At 56.1% G+C, this 20,445-nt stretch carries 9 protein-coding genes; 4 read left to right on the forward strand and 5 right to left on the reverse strand.

What is annotated here, in order from left to right:
- Positions 1-207: 207 nt before the first annotated feature.
- Positions 208-2,397: a TonB-dependent receptor gene (locus ACYVHB_RS29035; RefSeq protein ID WP_461055411.1), complete on the forward strand. Its 2,190-nt coding sequence runs from the start codon at positions 208-210 to the stop codon at positions 2,395-2,397.
- 45 nt (positions 2,398-2,442) lie between these two features.
- A complete protein-coding gene (locus tag ACYVHB_RS29040; protein ID WP_461055412.1) occupies positions 2,443-2,664 on the forward strand; it encodes a hypothetical protein in 222 nt (73 codons plus the stop codon).
- Between the two features lie 7 nt (positions 2,665-2,671).
- Here the strand turns inward: ACYVHB_RS29040 and ACYVHB_RS29045 are convergent, their stop codons facing one another.
- From ACYVHB_RS29045 to ACYVHB_RS29060, 4 genes are all read right to left on the reverse strand, one after another.
- Entirely contained in the window at positions 2,672-3,454 is a 783-nt protein-coding gene (locus tag ACYVHB_RS29045) for a 3-keto-disaccharide hydrolase (RefSeq protein WP_461055413.1), read from the reverse strand.
- Positions 3,455-3,581: 127 nt separating this feature from the next.
- Positions 3,582-8,519 (reverse strand): putative Ig domain-containing protein, encoded by a 4,938-nt coding sequence (locus tag ACYVHB_RS29050; RefSeq protein WP_461055415.1) that lies wholly within the window; start codon positions 8,517-8,519, stop codon positions 3,582-3,584.
- 277 nt (positions 8,520-8,796) lie between these two features.
- Positions 8,797-13,413: a putative Ig domain-containing protein gene (locus ACYVHB_RS29055; RefSeq protein ID WP_461055442.1), complete on the reverse strand. Its 4,617-nt coding sequence runs from the start codon at positions 13,411-13,413 to the stop codon at positions 8,797-8,799.
- Between the two features lie 119 nt (positions 13,414-13,532).
- Positions 13,533-15,023 carry a hypothetical protein gene (locus ACYVHB_RS29060; RefSeq protein WP_461055416.1) on the reverse strand — a complete coding sequence of 497 codons (1,491 nt, stop codon included), beginning with the start codon at positions 15,021-15,023 and terminating at the stop codon, positions 13,533-13,535.
- Between the two features lie 99 nt (positions 15,024-15,122).
- Between ACYVHB_RS29060 and ACYVHB_RS29065 the strand changes: the two genes are divergently transcribed.
- Together ACYVHB_RS29065 and ACYVHB_RS29070 are read left to right on the forward strand one after the other, a co-directional pair.
- Positions 15,123-16,550 carry a sulfatase family protein gene (locus tag ACYVHB_RS29065; protein WP_461055417.1) on the forward strand — a complete coding sequence of 476 codons (1,428 nt, stop codon included), beginning with the start codon at positions 15,123-15,125 and terminating at the stop codon, positions 16,548-16,550.
- A 93-nt stretch (positions 16,551-16,643) separates the two neighbouring features.
- A complete protein-coding gene (locus ACYVHB_RS29070) occupies positions 16,644-18,263 on the forward strand; it encodes a hypothetical protein (RefSeq protein WP_461055418.1) in 1,620 nt (539 codons plus the stop codon).
- 17 nt (positions 18,264-18,280) lie between these two features.
- Here ACYVHB_RS29070 and ACYVHB_RS29075 read toward each other — a convergent pair whose 3' ends face one another.
- Positions 18,281-20,440, reverse strand: coding sequence for a glycosyl hydrolase family 28-related protein (locus ACYVHB_RS29075; protein ID WP_461055419.1), 2,160 nt, complete (start codon positions 20,438-20,440; stop codon positions 18,281-18,283).
- Positions 20,441-20,445 lie beyond the last annotated feature (5 nt).

The raw sequence follows: 20,445 nt of genomic DNA on the forward strand, positions 1-20,445 counted from the left end.
TTCTCCATCCGCACCATTTGGGGAGTGGTGCCTGTGATTGGTACACTACCGATGACTTTATCGCTGATGAGTGACTGACCGGATGGAAAAATAACGTTCGGTTAACAGTCAGCCACCCGATCTCTACTTAGTTTTATGAGTAAATACTGGCAGCAGGTGCGTCTTCCGTTTCCTGGTGTCAACCACCCGCCTGTAACGATTACACCTATGTTGAAATTTACTGGTTTGGTGCTCCTTACCGGCTGCATTGGATTCAGCAAAGCCAGCGCGCAAACGGAGATCGTGGGGCGAATCGTTGATAAAATCACCAGCCAACCGATTTCTTTCGTCAGTGTGGCTCTCTATCGCCAGCCCGATTCGACAGTCGTGAGCGGCACCATCACTGACTCGACGGGAAGGTACAGACTACCCAATCTGAAAGCAGGATCGTACAAACTCAGGACCTTTTTCGTCGGTTACAAACCGGCCTCCGTGCCGTTGACCATCGACCCGCAGCAACGGCTCGATTTGGGAACCCTGCCGCTCGAAAGTGACTCGAAAGTCCTGAACGAAGTGCAGGTGACGGCTCAGCGGGCCGATGTTGTGGTTAAGGCGGACCGGCAAACCTACTGCGCGGCCCAATTTCAGTCGGCAGCAGGCGGTACAGCGACTGACGTGCTGCGTAACCTGCCCGGCCTGACGATCAATGCCGAAGGTGAGGTAAGTCTGCGCGGAGCCAACGGATTTCTGGTACTGCTCAACGGCAAACCCGTTCAGGCCAATTTAGGTACGCTGCTGAGTCAGCTTCCGGCCAACACCATCGAGTCCATTGAAGTCATTACTACGCCGAATGCCCGCTTCGACCCCGACGGCAAGGCGGGCATCATTGCCATCGTTACCCGGACCGGAGCCGACAACGGCTGGTCGTCGCAGGCCAACGGGCTGCTGGGTATGCCCAGCGTGAATGACTTTGGCAATGCCCGCTCCCCCCGGCGGTACGGGGCTGACCTGACCCTCAACTACCGCGCCACCCGCTGGGACCTGACGCTGAGTTCGGCCTACATCCGCAACGACATTGCCGGGCGGCGGGTGGGCGACGTGAATACGACCATCGGAAACCGCTTTACCCGATTCCCCTCGACGGGCGAGCGCAGTTTCGACCGCTACACGCTGACCAACCGGCTGGCGGTGGCTTACCTGCCCAACAAACAAAATGCCTGGAATTTGGGCCTGTATCAGAGCCAGCGCACCGAAGACCGGCTGGCCGATATTTTCTATACCAATACCACCACCAATCTCAACACGGGTCAGACCATTGGCCGGATTGCTTATTTCAACAGTAATTTGGTCAGAAGACAAGGGCGGTTCTACACGGCCAACCTCGATTATACGCACACCTTTCGCAGCAAAGCGACGATTGGCGCGGGGGCCTTCTACGAGTATGACCGGATCGATGGCTTTACCAGTAACCTGAACCTGAACCGGGCCGATTACACCGATACCCTCCAGTATACCCTGTCGACTACCGAGAGGCCGATTCAAAATTTCCGGGCCAGCGTAGATGCCAGCTTACCCCTTTGGGGCGGTAAGCTGGAAGGGGGCTATCAATACCGTTACCAGGACGACACGGGCGATTACGACTATCGCCAGCAGGATGGAAACGGCTTACCCCTCCGGTTGATACCGGCCTTCACGGGGCGGGTTGCCATTGCCAACCGCATCCATAGCTGGTACACGCAGTTTGGCGCGTCCACTAAAAAGGCCGAGTACACCCTGGGATTACGCTACGAAAATGCCGTGCGCGATTTGATCGCCCGGCCCCAAAACCAGACCTACTCGCTGACACTAAACAACCTATTCCCCTCGTTCAATCTGCTCTACAAGCCCCGAACCGGGCTGGCACTCAAGGCCGGGTTCAGCCGCCGGGTGCAGCGCAGCAGCAACTTCGCCCTCAATCCCCTGCCCGAACGGGAACACTCCGAAACGCTTGAACAGGGCGATCCTAATCTCCTGCCCGAATTTGTGAACCTGGCCGAAGTAGGCGTAACCAGAGAAATTGGCCGCAGCACCTTACTGGCAACGGCGTATTACCAAGGCATTGAGAACATTATCAACCGGGTAAACCGGGTGTATACCGATACGATTCTTAGCCGCATTTTTACCAACGCAGGCCTGGCCCGGCGGGTTGGGCTGGAACTGGCTGCCGACCTGAAACTGACTAAAAACTGGAAACTGTACGTCGGCGGAACGGGCTATCGCTACACGCTGGACGGGCAATTGTTTCAAAACACGGTGACGTTTGAGCGGGCGGCCTGGGTGTATTCGGTCAACGTAAACACCACTGTGCAGGCTACGCCCTCATTCTCTGTGCAGGCCAGTGTGAATTACTTGTCGCGCCGGATTACGGCCCAGGGCTAAGATTCGCGGTTTCTGACCCCCAATCTGTCGGTCAAAAAAAGCCTGATGAGCAGTCGGTTGACCCTCATGGCACAATGGCAGAATATCGGGCTGGGCCTGTTGCCCACCAATGAGCAGCGGATTACGACCCAGGGCCGGGATTTTTTTACGACGACCAATTACATTCAGGAAAAAGACATTTTTCTGCTCAACATCAGCTATTCGTTTCGCCAGTTGAGCAAACGGCCCAAGCTGCCGGGCAACGAATTCGGCGATAAGGAGTTCTGAAGAATTGTTACAGTTCCCGAATCCAGATGTTGCGGAAACCAACCGGGTTGCCATGATCCTGCAACATGATCGGCCCGGCTCCATGCGCCTGTACTTTCGGATAGCCAATGTAGGCAGTCGTGCCGCGAATGGCCGTGTGGTGCTGCACCAACACGCCGTTGAGCAACACCGTCACGTGGGCGGGGTTGGTCATCAGGCCGACTTTATTGAACGCAGGAGCCTGATAAACAATGTCGTAAGTCTGCCATTCGCCCGGTTTTCGGCAGGAGTTGGCCAGCGGAATCGCCTGTTTATAGACCGAACCGATCATGCCGTTTGAGTAAGTTGGATTGTTGTAATTATCCAAGATTTGCAACTCGTACCGGCCCTGCAAAAAGATACCGCTGTTCCCCCGGCCCTGGCCATCGCCTTCTACAGTTGAGGGCGTTTTGAACTCGACGTGCAGTTGGAAATCAGTAAATTCCCGCTTCGTCCGCGCCCAGAACCCTTTCGTCGAGTATAGCACGCCGTCGTTTACCGGCCATTGCAGCGGCCCCGCAACCGTTTTGTCCCGATTGGCGGCTACCCATTCGTCGGTGTTTTTGCCATCGAAAAGCACGACCGCATCGGACGGAGCGGTGGTGCCGGTGGCATTGGCCGAGGTTATGCCGGGCGTAACGACTGGCGGCACGGGTTCCCAGATTTCGCTGGATTCCGGGGTTTGTTTACCAGGTTGCGTTTGTGCAATTGCAGCAAGCGATAGACTGACCAGACTAACGCAAAAAACAAGTCTAAACGGAGCATTCTTCATGAAACTGCAAATAAATCAGAGAAATAGGCAGGTAGATGGGTCAAGTTCGAGACAGGTCTTGGGCAGATAACAGGACGTTTAGGAAACAAACTATGTATGTTCCCCAAACGTCCCGAAACACCAGTAATTATGGCTTGATTAGCTTGACGGTTTGGGCTTGCGTTGGGGTGCTGGCCCGCAGCAGTAAGGGGCCTGCCGGTCGACCGCCAAAATCCAGTTCGTACTCCTCACTCGACGCCGGACGCGAACTGAACCGCTCCGCGACCACTTTGCCCCCCACCTCGGTTACCAACAGCCGCAGCGGTTGACCGCCGGTGCCCGCTACCCGCACCCGCACACTCTCCGCCCGAAGCGGATTGCCCAGAATCGTCACCCGCAAGGGTTCGGCTACCTCGGCGACGCCAAGCCGTGGACTGCCACTACCGCAGGCCACCAGCCAGTTGTAGCCGAAAGTAGCCACCGCGCCGGACTGCCGGGCACTGAGGGTGATGGTGGGATTGTCGGTGTACAACCGCAGCACGTAGGGACCCGGTGCCGTCGTGGGCAGGAGTTCATTGACCACCGAGAAACTGATGGGGGAGCCACTGGCCCCGCTGTAGACCGGCGTGAAGGTGAGTCGACGCTCCCCCGCCGAGAGAACCTCACAAACAGTGGTGCTGACGCTGGCAATGGCGAAACTGCCCGGACCAGGGGCGGGAGTGCCGCAGGCGGCTAACCAGTTGTAGGCGAAGCTGACTTCACCGGTGGAGCCGGTCTGGGTGGCCTTCAGGGTGATGGTGGGGTTGTCGGTATAGAGCCGCAGGGTGTAGGGCCCCGGTGCCGTCGTAGATGGCAGTTCGTTAACGACCTGGAAGGTGATGGGCTGACCCGTCGCACCTGCGTACTGGGGCGTAAAGGTCAGATTTCGTTCGCCGGCCGAGATTGTCGTGCAACTCCCTGTCGTTACCCCCGTAATGCTGAAGGGGCCACCCGGCGTCACCGTCATCAAAGCCGGACTCACCGTCAGGGCAAAGCTGGTGCTGGCACTTAAACTGCCCGGATCAGTGGCCGTTACCATCACCGTCGGAGTGAGGCTCAGCGAGGGTGTGCCCGAAATCGTCGCCGGAGCCGTAAAGCTCAGCCCATTGGGCAAACCGCTCACCGACAAAGTCAGTTGATCGGGTGTTTCGGCATCGGTGAAGGTGCTGGCCGGAATCACGTAACTGAACATCTGCCCGACAGTGGCCGACTGGGGCGGAATCACGTTGGCCATTGTTGGGGCGGTGTTGACCGGCACCGACGCGGTAACCGTCACGCTCACCGTACCCGAAATCGTCTGGCTGGTGGGCGTGGTGGCATCGGCCACCGTGAGGGTAAAGGTCTGCGTCCCGGCGGTTAAGCCCGACACGCTGGCCGTGTTACCGCCAAGGGTGAGCGTACCGGGTCCGGCGAAGCTGTAGCCGTAGGGGGGCGTGCCGCCTGACACATTGGCCGACAGGGTGGTCGTGCCCGTGGTCAGGATGGTAGTGGGGCTGGCCGAAGCGACCAGCGTGAGTGATGCCACCGCGACCGGGTTGCACACGTTGGTCGGACTGGCCGAGTTGCGCGGAGCCGGGGTGGCTGTGGCAAAGTCGGCCGTGTTGTTATTCGTATCAGTACAGCCACTCAATTTTCGGAAACTGGCTACGGTGTTGGACGGTGTTGGGGCCGGGCCGCTGCCCTCGAAGAAGTTGGCAGTCCCGTAGCCGACCAGGTCAACAATGCGGGCGACGCTGGCAGCCGGACAGGGAGTATTGGGGCTGCTGCTGCTACAGGCCAGGAGCAAGGTGGAGTTGACTACGGCCACCTTGCCTGCACCGCTGCCCATGCCGAGGGCCGGATTCGATGCGTCGGGCGTGGGTAGTGCCCGCCCCGTCGTGCCACCGGCAAGCCGCACCAAGTAGTACTGACCCGGAGCAATGATGCCAGTCAGGTCAACGACGTTGTTGCTGAAGTTGCTCGTACCGCTGCTACTGGCCTGCACGGTCCAGCCATCGAGCGGAACGGAAACGTTACTCTGGTTAAATAACTCGACATAGTCATTCTGAGGGGTAGTACCACCGCTTGCGCCCCCGCCGTAAATCTGGCTGATGACCACCCCGGTCAGGCTGCTGACCTGCGAGGGGTCGAGCACCCGGATGCTGAATGTAGTGCTGGCCGATAGACCGGGCGGGTCGGTCGCCGTAATCGTGACCGTGAACGGTGAGCCGCTGGTGTTGGTCGGTGTCCCCGAAATAATACGGGTCGCCGGGTCGAAACTTAATTCTGCCGGTAAACCCGTTGCCGCGTAGGTCAGGCCGGTGGGCGTTTCAGCGTCGGTGAACGCCGTAACGGTGTGCAAAAACGGAATGCCGACCGTGGCCGTCCGGTTGATGTTCGTCGTGGACTGGGGAGCGGTATTGGGCGGCAGGTTCACCGTCACCATGACCGTAGCGGAGGCTGTTTGGCTGGTGGGCGTTGTCGCGTCCCGGACGGTCACGGTGAAGGTCTGTGTCCCGGCGGCCAAGCCCGACACCGTAGCCGAATTACCCGTTTGGGTGATCGTTCCCGGCCCGGTGAAGGTGTAGCTGTACGGCGATGTGCCGCCCGAAACGGTGCCAAGCAGCGTGGTTGTCCCCGTTGTCAGGATCGTGGTCGGATTAGCCGAAGCGATTACCGAAAGCGGAGCAACCGTAACGGCGGCAATCACACTGAGCGTGAAGGTGGTGCTGCCCGACAACCCGCCCGGATCGGTGGCGGTGATCGTGACGCTATACGGCGAACCCACGGTGGTGCTTGGTACGCCCGAAATCACGCGGCTGTTGGCGTTGAAAGTCAGTTCTGCCGGTAAGCCGGTCGCCGTATAAGTCAGGCTGGTGGGCGTTTCGGCATCATCAAAGGGGTTGACCGTGTAGGCAAACCCACTCCCGGTTGTGGCGGTCTGGCTGGGGTTGGCCGTGGTGACCGGAGCCGTGTTGACCACGCTGACGATGAACAGCGGAACGTCAGTCGATAAAGCAAATTTACCTTCTTTCATCGTCTGCGGCATCACCCCTTTGGCCATCGTCTTCGTTACCCCGTATCGGGTATCAACCACAACGATAGGCCTGACTAATTCGGGGAACCGGCCCCTTTCGCTGACAATGACCGACACGTTGGCATCGGTCGTGTTGATGATCTCCTGGTGGACATCGCCCCGAAACACGCCAAACACGATGGCACCCAGCACCTCGGTGGAGCCGTAATCCGTGGTAACGAAAGGAACCCCGTAGCCTTCCGTATCAAACCCCATCATCCACAGCTTTCCCCCCTTATTGTGCACCATCGGGTTCACGTTCTCCGGGTTCAAATTGCGGGCAAACACCTCCTGGTGGTCGAACAGAAAGCCCGGTCCCGGCATCGTTACTCCGTAGGGATTCGAGGCCAGCGAATTCACATCTTCGATGAAGAGTGTGCCGGGCGTATGGCTGGCATCATATCGGTTCCGATAGACTCGGTTTGCCCCATTGAATGAATCATGCCGGAGGATGAGTGTCTTTTTAGAGTTATTCTGAACGTACTGGTAGTAGTTACCGTTTTGCGTTCTGATTCCCTGGATAAGCAGGGCCTCGTTGGCGCCCGTACCAATCTCGAAGACCGCCTTTTTGATGGCCGGATCGAAAACGCCGTCATTTGTCGTCAGCGTCGATCCGGTGACGTTGATCTCGCCCTGCACCAGAAACCGCTTCACCTGGTGGCCATCGGGGAAGACAATGGGTTTGTTGACGTAGATAAATCCGTACCGAACCCAGATCGTTGATTTGCCCGAGGCAATAGCCGCGTTGATCGCATCGGCATCATCGGCGGTGCCGTTGGCGTTGGGGTCCACGATGGCCCAATTGTTAAAATCCTCGTCCCAGGGGATGACCGGCGCATCTTTTATGGGCAGGTTCATCGACGTGCCGATTGTCAGCCCGTCAATGTTGTAAACGCCCCTGGACGACAACTCACCCCCGTCGGGCAGTTCAGCCGAGCGGTTCACGCCCAGATCAAGAAAGCGGACGGGATAGTCGATGGTCAGGTTCCGGGCAAACACCCCGCCTTCCTGGTTGTTGATGGCGGGCGTGGGCAGGCTGCGGTCGCCGGTGTAAAATAGCTTGCTGTCTATAATGACGATGGTGCCTACGCCCGGTACACCGGGAATAAGGGTGGGCGTGTTGACGATGGCCGGTACGGCATTCCGGCTCGTTAACCGGCGAATCTGAATCGGTTTATCCAGGTTTACCAGACCCGCTACCCGCTGGCCTTCCAGTTCGATGTCCTCAAACAGGTACGAGATGGCGTAGGCCCCAACGTTGATGCCCTGATCGAAACCCTCGACGCGCACGTTTTTCACGTAGCCGATGCCGGTGTTTTCAATGTTCATTTTCAGGCCGATTTTCCCTCTTTTCTGGCTGTCGCGGGTCTTGATGGTGACATCTAAAATGCCGCCGTAGTTGTTGTTGTGAAAATCAAGCCCGATGGCATTGGGATTATCGGCTCCGATGTCGATAGTCAGGTTTCTCACGTAGTTCCCCATGGCGTTGTTGTTGAACGTACCTTCAAAGAACACCAGCATGGGCGTTACGGCCGTTGAACTGACCCCGTCAAAATCAGGACTGGCATCCACCAGTCTCAGAATGGCTCCGTCGCGGCTTTGCCCCTGAAATATTACTTCGCGCGACGTGGTGCCGGTGCCCTGAATGGCTCCCAGTGTCAGTTTTTTGTTGATGTAATAGGTGCCGTTGGGAAAATACAGAACCTGAGAAACAGGGGTCGAAGCAGGGTCGTACCGCCTACCGTAACAATCAACGATGGCCTGCTGGAGCTTCGTCGAGTTGTTGGTCGCTTCCGCCACGTTATTCGGCACAAGCCCGTAGGCCGAAACAAGATTGGTCACGCCCGTTGCGGGCGGATAAACAATATTCTGGGCAACGACCCACAAGGGGCTGAGGAGTAAGGCGAACAAAATAAACCGGAAGCGGTCTTGATCTAAACTTCCCCGGTTGATCGGCAGAAGATAGTGGGAATAAGTAGTCGTCTTTTTCATGTAATATTTGTTTAAAGGTTTATTTGATGGTCCCAATCGAAAAGGGTGTTGTGGTCGGTGTCAGTAAAAAAAGGCCGAAGTTTTAAACGGGTCACCGTTTGTCTCGCTGAAAGTATACCCGTCGGGTTTGGCTATCATCTCTGTTGCTGAGCGGGGCAACTGCCAGGGGATCAACCGAATCCAATGTCATACAGGTCTCTACACCAGCCATTCAGGTCTTTCAGGTAACGAGCGGCATTCGTTACCTGAAAGACCCGAATAATATAGACGCAGGTGACTATTGCTTGATTAGCTTGACGGTTCGCGCTTGCGTGGGGGTGCTAGCCCGCAGTAGCAGTGTGCCCGCCGATCGGTCACCCAAATCCAGTACGTACTCCATACTCGACGCGGGCTGCGGGCTGAACCGGTCCGCGATCACTTTTCCCCCCATGTCGGTTATCGACAGTCGCAGCGGTTGACTGTTGGTGCCCTCCACCCGCACCCGCACGGTGTGATCCTGAAGCGGATTGCCCAGAACCGTAACCCTCAACAGTTCGATTGGTTCTGCAACCCCAAGTCGTGGACTACCACTGCCACAGGCCGCCAGCCAGTGGTAGGCGAAAGCAGCCACCACGCTAGACTGCCGGGCACTGAGGGTGATGGTGGGGTTGTCGGTGTACAAGCGCAGTGAGTAGGGACCCAGTGCGGTTGTGGGCAGCAGTTCGTTGACCACCGAAAAACTGATGGGTGAGCCGGTAGCCCCGCTGTAGACGGGCGTGAAGGTGACCCGACGCTCCCCCGTCGAGAGAACCTCGCAGTTGCTGGTGCTGACACTAACGATGGCGAAGCCGCCTGGACCGGGGGAGGGAGTGCCACAGGCGGCTAACCAGTTGTAGGTGAAGCTGGCTTCGCCCATGGTGTCGGTCTGGGTGGCTTTCAGGGTGATGGTGGGGTTATCGGTGTACAACCGTAGTGCGTAGGGACCGGCGGTAGTCGTAGGCAGCAGTTCGTTGACCACCGAGAAGGTGATGGTCTGCCCATTGCGTCCTGCGTACTGGGGCGTAAAACTCAGGCTCCGCTCCCCGAAGCTCAGCGTCTGGCAGTTTACGGTAGTGACGCCCGTGATGGCGAAGGGCCCCGTAATAGTGGTGCTGGTCGGGGCGTTGACCGTCACGCTGAGGGTAGCCGAGACCATCTGGCTGGCAGGCGAGGTGGCATCGGTGGCGGTGAGGGTAAAGGTCTGCACCCCGGCCATCAGGCCCGACACGGTGGCCGTGTTGCCGCTGGGCGAGATCGTACCCGGACCCGTAAAACTGTACATATACGGCGCGGTTCCGCCTGACACGGTGGCCGAAAGCGTTGTCGTACCCGTCGTCAGAACCGTCGTTGGACTGGCCGAGACAACCAGCGAGAGCGGGATTTCTACGACGGGGTTACATACATTGGTAGGACTGGCCGAATTGCGCGGAGCCGGTGCCGCCGTAGTAAAGTCATCCCTGTTGTTGCTCGTATCGGTACAGCCACTCAACTTTCGGAAACCGGCCAGCGCATTGGACAGCACCGGAGCTGTGCCACTGCCCTCAAAAAAGTTGGTACTCCCGTACCCCACTAAGTCAACGATGCGGGCCAGATTGGCCGCTGAACAAGGATTGGCCGGGCTGCTGTTGCTACAGCCAAGGATCACCGTTGAATTAACCAGGGCTATCTTCCCGCTGGCACTGCTCAGTAAGATCTCGGTATTCGATGCGTCGGGAGTGGGTAAAGGACGTGGCCCCCCAAACCCTCCGCCCATTTGGATTAGGTAGTACTGCCCTGGGGCAAGGATACCTTTCAGATCAACGATATTACTACTGAAGTTGCCAGTACCGCTGGCTGCCTGCACTGTCCAGCCATCGAGGAGAATAGGTCTATTACTCCGGTTAAACAACTCAACAAAGTCATTGCGGAAGGCGTTGACGTTAGACCCTCCACCCCATATCTGGCTAATGACCACCCCTGTCAGGCTACTTACCGTCGAAGCGTCAATCACCCGAAGCCCAAAACTGGTGTTGGCTGACAGGCCGCGTGGATCGGTGCCGGTTATGGTGACACTGTACAGCGATCCCACTGTGGTGCTTACCGTACCCGAAATGGTACGGCCATTGAACGCCAGTTCTGCCGGTAAGCCGGTCGCTGCATAGGTAAGCTCGTCGGGCGTCTCGGCATCGGTAAAGGGGTTGACTGTGTAGATAAAGGGAACTCCCGTCGTGACCGTCCGATCAGAACTGGCAACGGCTTCAGGGGCTGTGTTGGGCGGAAGGGTTACTGTGACAGTAACCGTGGCTGAGGCCATCTGACCAACAGGTGATGTGCTATCTTGGGTTACCACGGTGAAAGTCTGAACCCCAGCGACTAATCCCGAAACGATAGCTGAGTTGCCGCTGGCGGTAATCGAACCCGGCCCCGTAAAGGTATAACTATACGGGGCGGTACCACCCGAAACCGTGCCCAGCAGCGTCGTTGTGCCTGTCGTCAGAATCGCAGTGGGATCGGCCGAAGCGATTACCGACAATGGAGAAACCGTATCACTGGTGACTACAGTAAGCACAAAACTGGTACTGGCTGACAGGCCACCCGGATCGGTGCCCGTAACCGTGACGCTGTACGGCGACCCAACCGTGGTACTCAGCACACCTGAAATAATGCGGGTACTGCCATTATACGTTAGTGACGCAGGTAAGCCAGTAACTGCGTAGGTCAGGTCATTGGGCGTTTCGGCATCGGTGAAGGGGTTGATCGTGTAGGCGAACCCACTTCCGGTTGTAGCCGTCTGATTGGCGTTAATCGTGGCGACCGGAGCTGAATTGACTACGCTGGCGATGAACAATGGAATGTCGGTCGATAAGACGAATTTGCCATCCTTAGCCGTTTGCGGCATCACACCCTTTAGCACTGTTTTTGTCACCCCATACCGCGTATCGACCACAACGGTGTTCCTAACCCGATCGGCAAACCGGCCTTTCTCGCTGGCAATGATGGATACATTCGCATCGACCGTATTGATAATCTCTTCATGCACATCGGCGAATGTGCCATTGACCACTCCGCCCAGCACTTCGGTGAAGCCGCCCTTGGTAGTGACAAAGGGCACTCCCAATCCTTCTGTTTTAAACCCCATGATCCAGACTTTACCCCCCTGGTTGAGCATCATCGGATTTACATTCTCCGGGTTGAAACTGCGGGCAAACACCTCCTGGTGGTCGAACAGAAAGCCTGGCCCCGGCCGCGACTCCCCGTAGGGATTCTCGGCCAGTGTGGTTACGTCTTCGAGGAAAAGTGTGCCAGGCGTGTGGTTGGCATCGTACCGATTCTGATAAACCCGGTTTGCCCCGAAAAAAGCGTTGCTTCGGAGGATGAGCGTCTTGGTGGAGTTATTCTGAATATACTGAAAGAACCTGCCATTCTCCGTCCTAATCCCTTCAATGACTAAGGCTTCGTTGGCTCCCGTGCCAATCTGGAATACCGGCTTTTTTACAGTCGGATCGAAGACTCCATCTGTTGTCGTTAGTGTAGAGCCGCCTACCTTAATTTCTCCCAGTACCAGAAACCGCCTGACATTGTGACCGTCCGGGAATACGATCGTTTTATTGATATTAATACTACCGTACCGGATGCAAACCGTTGATTTACCCGACGCAATAGCCGCGTTAATCGCATCGGCATCATCAGTGGTTCCGTTCGCATCGGGGTTGACCACCGCCCAATTGGTGAAATCTTCGTCCCACGGCACAATCGGAGCATCTTTGATCGGCAGATTCATTGACGTACCCGTCGTTTTGCCGTCGATGTTGTACACCCCCCTGGACGAAAGCTCGCCCCCGTCGGGCAATTCGGCTGAACGGTTTACCCCCAAATCGAGGATTCTGACGGGATAGTCGATGGTCAGGTTGCGGGCGAACACCGAACCTTCTTGGTTGTTGATGGCTGGTGTATCCGTGTTGCGGTCGCCGACATACTCCAGCTTACTGTCAATGATAACGACAGTGCCAACGCCCGGCGCGCTGGGAGTAATCGTGGGCGTGTTGATGATGGCGGGTACCGCGTTCCGGCTCGTCAACCGGCGAATTTGGATGGGCTTGTCCTGATTCACCAAGCCCGCGATCCGCTGGCCTTCCAGTTCAAGGTCTTCGTACATATACGCGATGATATAGGCCCCAACTTTGATCCCGTAGTCAAAACCCTCAACACGCACATTTTTGATGTAGCCGGTGCCGGTATTTTCGATATTCATCTTCAGGCCTGTATTCCCGCGTCGCTGGCTGTCGCTGCTCCTGATGGTCACGTCCGAAATGCCGCCGTGGTTATTATTGTGAAAATCGAGCCCGATGGCATTGGGATTATTGGCCCCGATGTCAATGGTCAGGTTTTTTACATAATTCCCCATTCCGGTATTGTTAAATGTCCCTTCAAAAAAGACCAGTACCGGCGTTACTGCTGTCGAACTGACCCCGTCGAAATCGGGGCTCGCGTCAACCAGTCGAATGATCGCACCATCCCGGCTTTGTCCCTGAAACGTTACTTCCCGCGACGTTGTCGTACCGCCCGTGATATTCCCCAACGTCATTTTCTTGTTGATATAGTAGGTGCCGTTTGGAAAATACAAGGTCTGTGATGTCGTCCCATTTCTCCTTCCAAAACAGTCAGTTATGGCCTGCTGGAGTTTCGCCGAATTACTGGTCGCTTCTGCTACATTGTTGGGAACGAGACCGTAGGCAGTAACCAGATTGGTTACGCCACTTTCGGGCGGGAACACGATGTTCTGGGCGACGGCCCACAAGGGTCCGAGGAGCAGCGCGAACAAAATCAGCCAGGCGTGTACTTTGCCAGGGTTTTGCCAATTTCTTGATAGAGAAAGTCGGCATTGAGTAGTCGTCATCTTCTTCACAGGAAACATTGTTTAGAGGTTCAGTCGATAATTGTTATTGAAAAGGGTGATAATGAAAGCGTTTTGGCCAACTGCCCGTTGTTCTGTTGCAGGCTCTCGACTCCCTGAACCTAAGTCACTAATGGCGCGTGAAACTGCCGAAATCGCACCGGCGCACCGGCTGAGTCTGTACCCATCAAATCGGTGGCAAGCACCTGGTTTTGGGCGGTTTGATTGACGAGTAAGGTTCGCTTTTGAGAGCCGTTTGCAAACTGCCAGCCGATCAAACCCGGCACGGTTTCGTTCCGGTCGTTGGCCAGGGTGGGCGCGTTATCGAAGGTCATCGGTGTGGCCGAAGTCATGTTGCGGGCGGTCTGGGCATAGAGATTCATCATCAGCCCGCCCGCCGTGAGTGCGCCGGGTTTGCTGGTCAGTTTCTCGTTCAACAGGTAGTTCAGTTCTTGCTCATTCTGATAGACTGCCCCGAACAGACTGCTGTATATGTTGTGGAACATAATCACGTTCACACGGGGGTCTTTCAGAAACCGGGTCAGGAAAGTGCTGATTTGCAAGCTGTTCAACCACGTGCCGCGAATGGCCGAGTCGTCGGCGCGCATGTTGAACTCGGTGATCCAGACGGGCATCGTGGCCGGAGAGCCGAGTTCGTCAATCGTACCCGCCGATGTCTGCACCCGTGAAAGACTATTGGCAATGGCTTTTGAATCAGTTAGTTGCGCGATTTCCCAGCGTTGACGTTCGGCCATGTCGGTGGGTGCGATACGGGTCGCGGACGGGTTTCTGGTGGTCTGATCTTTCACAAGCCCCAGATCGGGCTGTTTGATGCTGCCGTCCAAGCCCAGCGCGGAATAGGCATGGAAGGTCACGGCATCGGCGTTGGTGCATTGGCTCAGGACGCGCTTCGTCCAGTTGGTATTGCGGGCATCGCCGTTGACGTAGTAGCCGATCACGGCACATTGCGCGTCGGGAAATTCTTTTTTGATGGCCCCAATCCACGTTTGGCAGGTGCGGCCGTAGTCTTCGGGAGTTGGAAAAACCCGCTTCATCTTGACTAAACCGAAATAAAGCTCGTTGCCCAGCTCGACGTGCCGGACCGGAAAGCCCAGGTCGCGGAGTTTGCGGAGGACGTTCAGGTTATGTTCCAAGTCTTTGCCCAGCATATTCAGCACCACCAGCGGAGCCATGCCAGTGGCTTTCAGTCCGTTGGCGTAGTTCTCAAGGGTGAAGGTACGTTTAGTGTTCTTGAAGTTCGAGACGATCCAGGGCTGCATATCCGCGTCCGGCTCGGACTTATCGACCCCGCCGGTCTCGAAATTCCAGTGGTTGGCAATCATACCACCCGGATACCGCAGGAGTGCAACACCCGTCTGTTTCAGGTCAGTTACTGCGTTGGGCCGGTCGAACGGGGCGTCGTAGGCGGTGATGTTCCCGTTCAGACCAAACAACGTGGTCGGAATCGGTCGGGTTTTGCCAAGATGGATCTGTATCTGGGCGACAACCGGCGACAGGCTGGTGGCGATAAACAGTGATGCACCGAGGTAGATGGTTCGTAGTTTCACGGTGAACGGCAGGTAAGGTTTGCTGGCGAAAATTCTGATGTGCAAAACTTCAAGTTCTATCCTGGAAAGGTCTTCGCATTTACGAAAGCAGAGAGAATTTAGGAGTGATCTCCTGTAGTTTTGCACAAAACACAGTCAATTCCCATGCGACTACTCCTTGCCCTGCTGACTCTCAGTCTCTTTTTTGGCGACCTCGCCCTGAAACTCCCCGTCCCAACCGCCGACACCCGACCGAACGTCCTCTTCATCATTGCCGATGACTGGGGTTTTCCCCACGCGGGCGTCTACGGCGATCCCGTCGTTAAAACGCCCCATTTCGACAAGCTCGCCCGCGAGGGGGTGCTCTTTACCGATGCTCATTGCACGGCCCCGTCCTGTTCGCCCTCGCGGGCCGCCATCCTGACCGGCCGTTATCCACATACCCTGCGCGAAGGAGCCAATCTGTGGGGAACCCTGCCCAACGAGTTCGCTACGTTTCCGCAGGTGCTAAAACAGGCAGGCTACGAGACCGGCTCGTTCAGCAAGGGCTGGGGTCCGGGTGATTTTACCGCTGGTGGCTATACGCACAACCCCGCCGGGCCGGAAACGAAAGATTACCGGGGCTTTTTCAAAGGGTTGCCCGCCGAGAAGCCGTTCTGTTTCTGGCTCGGCACCTACGACCCGCACCGGCCCTACGAAGTAGGCAGTGGCAGAAAAGCGGGCTTTGACCCGGCGAAGGTGAACATTCCGCCCTTTCTGCCCGATGCGCCAATTGTGCGGGAAGACATCACCGATTATTACGCTGAGGTGCAGCGGTTTGATGCTATGATCGGCGATGCAGTGCAGTTGCTCGACAGCTTGGGCCGGTTGGACAATACGCTCATCATTGTCACCAGCGATAACGGAATGCCGTTTCCCCGATCCAAAGCCCGGATGTACGATGCCGGTACGCGCATTCCGCTGGCTATTTATTGGAAGGGAAAAATCAAGCCCGCCCGCCCGACGGCGGAGTTAGTGAACCTGATCGACGTGGCTCCGACGGTGTTCGCGGCCCTGAACGTGGCCCCGCCGTCGGAAATGCACGGGCTGAATCTGTGGCCGTTGCTGACGGGCAAAACCAGCCGCACCCAGCCCGCCATTTTTCTCGAACGCGAACGCCACGCGAATGCGCGGCTGGGCAACCTGAGTTATCCATCCCGGGCCATTCGCACGAACGAGTTTTTGTACGTCGCCAACCTGCGGCCCGACCGCTACCCCGCCGGTGATGGTGACTACGAAAATTCGCAGGGTATCTACAACGATGTCGATACCGGGCCTACCAAAACCTGGCTGCTGGCACACCGCAACGAGACCGCCGTAAAGCTGCTGTTCGATCTGGCCACGGCCAAAATGCCCGCCGAAGAATTATACGACCTCAAAAAAGACCCGTTCCAGATGGTCAACGTCGCCACTGACAAAAAATACGCAACGATCCGGCAGCGGTTCGGTCAGCAATTAGCCAACTGGATGAAGCAAACCAACGACCCCCGGCTCGACGGCAAAGGCGACGAAATTGATCGGTATATCTATTACGGTAAATCCCGGAGAGAATAACCCGTTCATCAATGACTCATTCCAACTTGTGAGACTATCAATCTGTCAATTATGATTGCTAAAAACGGCTTTTGCCTACTGATTTTCAGTTGTATGCTGACCCAATCGTCGGCAATGGCCCAGCCCTCGACACGGGAGGATCGATCGGCGATAAAACCGCAGTCCGACACGCTGACGAAGGCGTATGATTATTTCTGTACCTGGCGTACCCAGCGAATGCAGCTTCGTCCTGAATTCGTAAAACCGGGCGCGGTTCAAAGTGATTTTAAGGCAGCCATGCGCGATAATCTGAATGAAACCGTGCTGTTTGGCAGGCAGGGTTGGCTGACGACTCTTTATCCGTCCGTTCGGAAAAACCTGTTGTTTGTGCTTGACTACGGTTGGGACGTACCCTTGTCCATCAGCAAACCCTCAGATATCAGCCGGTTTGGGGCAATGATTCCTGATCCTGATCGGTTCCCTTCGCTGGTCGGGACTCCCGCCGAAAAATTACGTCAGATCCGGGAGCGGGTCACGCAGGCTGGCTGGAAAGGATTGGGCCTTTGGGTGGCGGTTCAACAGCCCGGCGAGAAAGACAGCCTTTCCGCGACGGTATCGGATGCAGAGTCCTATTGGCGGGAACGCGCCCGGTGGAGTCGTCAGGCCGGCATTGTCTACTGGAAAGTAGATTGGGGCAAACACGCCAAAGAGGAGAACTATCGGACCATGATGACGCGCGTAGCCCGTGAAGAAGCACCTGATTTGCAACTCGAACACGCCTACACAGGTGATTTTTTTAATGACCTGGAGAGCACTAATTCCCGGACTGGTGATGCCAGAGGAGGGCGGTTTAAGTTCGCCGAAAACGGAGCTGTATTGACGAATACGCTGGACCTGCTGGCTGTGAGCGACGTACTCAGAACCTACGACGTGGCGTATATGCTCGCCGTGTCTACCACGCTGGACCGGGCGGTTGAGCTACTGAAAAAAAAGCCCAGCGCGAAACGGAGCTATCTGAATACAGAAGACGAATTATACCTCAGCGTGGTATTGCATACAGCCCTGGGGGTGATGCGGTCTCCGCTGCCGCCGGGCCGAATGCGGTTGCCATATCATAATCTGGTCGAAGTTTATCAGCGCAACACGGAGGTGCTGCGGGCGGTCAACTGGCGCACGCTGACTCCGGTTGTGCCAGCCGGTCAATCCGCGTTGCTGCAAAGCGACTCGGTGCTGGTTGATACGTGGAATTTCGGGCCCCGGCCCGATCAGTATAACAACCTGACGGTCAGGCAGGGCGCACCGGCTGTTGTGTCGTTGAATATGCCGCTGCCGAGGGTCAAAACAGCCAATACGCCCCTGCCTTTTGTGCTGGCTTCCCGGCATCCCAATGGAGCCGTCGCCGTGGCTACCTTACCCCGAACGTCCATTGAGAAAGGCGTTCATACGCCCCTGGCCGATGTAGAAATAAATCTGACGGATGCGATTAAACCCGTCGGCGTTTTCGGGCAATACAATACGCTGACGCTTGTTTTTCCGTCTGCCCTGGGCAAGATTCGCGTAATGGCGCAGGATTTGGCGAATCTGTCAGACAAGTACATCGACATCACCGATCGACTCACCAATCAAAAAAACCGGATTATCATTCCAGGTACGGTCATTCAGCAAATCGGGTTGTCGGCAAACGGCGCAGATGATTTGTCTGAACCTGGGTTGATCCTGAAATTTACCCGGTAAGGCCGATCACCAGCGAACTACCGGGATCGTTTGGCTGGCGTTATTGATTTTTTCAGCGATTTTACGGGCTTGACCACGTAGGAAATAAACAGCGGAATGTCGGTCGATAGAACATATTTGTTTTGCTTGGCCGTTTGCGGCATCACGCCTTTCAGCATCGTCTTCGTGGTGCCATTCCGCGTATCGACCACAACCGTATTTCGGACCAACTCATTAAACCGGCCTTTTTCGCTGACAATAATCGACACGCTGGCATCGGTCGTGTTGATTATTTCCTGATGTACGTCGCCTTTGAATGTACCGTTGATTTCTCCGCCTAACACTTCGGTATAGCCGCCCTGCGTGGTGACAAACGGTACGCCGAGACCTTCCGTTTTTACGCCCATTATCCAGACAGTTCCGCCCTGATTGAGCATAAATGGATTTACGTTTTCGGGGTTGAAACTGCGGGCAAATACTTCCTGATGATCGAATAAAAAACCCGGACCTGGCTGGGTTTTGCCATACGGATTTTCGGCCAGCGTCGCCAAATCCTCGATAAATAACGGGCCGGGTTTGTGGCCTGTATCGTAGCGGTTTCGGTAAACCCGATTCGATCCGTACAGGGAATTACTTCTCAGAATGAGCGTCTTTTTGGAGTTATTCTGGATGTACTGGAAGTAATTGCCATTCCGGGTTCTAATCCCTTCAATGACTAAGGCATTGTTCGCGCCCGTGCCGATCTCGAACACCGGCTTTTTGATGGCCGGATCAACGATGCCATCAGTTGTCGTCAGCGCGGCCCCGCCCGCCTTTATCACGCCCAGCACCAGAAAGCGCTTTACCTTGTGACCGTCCGGGAAGTTGATCGTTTTGTTGATGTTGATAAGCCCGTACCGGATACAGACCGTCGATTTGCCCGACGCAATGGCCGCGTTGATCGCGTCGGCATCGTCGGCGGGTCCGTTCGCGTCGGGGTTCACGATGGACCAGTTGGCAAAATCTTCGTCCCACGGCACAACTGGCGGGTCTTTGACGGGCAGATTCATCGAGTGGCCCGTCGTCGTCAGCCCATTGATGTCGTAAACGCCCCGCGACGAAAACTCGCCCCCGTCGGGCAGTTCAGCGGAGCGATCCACGCCCAGGTCGAGAATACGGACGGGATAATCAATCGTCAGGTTGCGGGCAAACACCGACCCTTCCCGGTTGTTGATGGCGGGTGTTTTGGCGGTGCGGTCACCAGTATACGTCAACTTGCTGTCGATGATAACGATAGTACCCACTCCCACCGACGCGCTGGACACGGGCGTATTGACAATGGCCGGCACGGCGTTCCGGCTCGTCAGACGACGAATTTGGATGGGTTTGTCCTGGTTGACCAAGCCCGCGATCCGTTGCCCTTCCAGTTCGATGTCTTCGTACATATAGGCAATGATGTAGGCCCCAACCTGGATGCCGTAATCAAACCCCTCGACGCGCACATTTTTGATGTAGCCAATGCCAGTGTTCTCGATGTTCATCTTCAGGCCCGTATTTCCGCGTCGCTGGCTATCGCTGCTTTTGATAGTGACGTTGGAAATGCCGCCGAAATTATTGTTGTGAAAATCAAGCCCGATGGCATTGGGATTATTGGCCCCGATGTCGATGGTCAGGTTTCTCACGTAATTCCCCATCGCCACATTGTTGAACGTGCCTTCAAAGAAGGCCAGTACCGGCGTTGCGACGGTCGAACTGACCCCGTCAAAATCGGGACTGGCGTCAACCAATCGCAGAATAGACCCGTCCTGGCTTTGTCCCTGGAACGTCACGGCTCGTGCGGGAGTCTGCACTTTACCCGTACCGTTGACGCTCCCAAGCGTCATTTTCCTGTTGACGTAATAGGTGCCATTCGGAAAATAGAGAGTCTGAGATACGTTGGTTCTGTTTCCGTAACAATCAATGATGGCCTGCTGAATTTTCGCCGAGTTACTGGCCGCTTTTGATTTATTATTCGCGACGAGACCATAAACTGTACTCATGTTGGTTACACCACTTGCGGTCGGATACGTGATAGTTTCGGAGATCGTAGGGGAGGTTTGGGCGATGGCCCACAGGGGCAAGAGCAGCACGAACAGCATCAACCAGACTTGTACCCTGCCAGGATTTTGCCCGTTGATCGACAGTGAATGTCGGAATAGAGCAGTGGTCGTCTTTTTCATGGGAA

This window comes from Spirosoma arcticum (genome assembly GCF_054779955.1).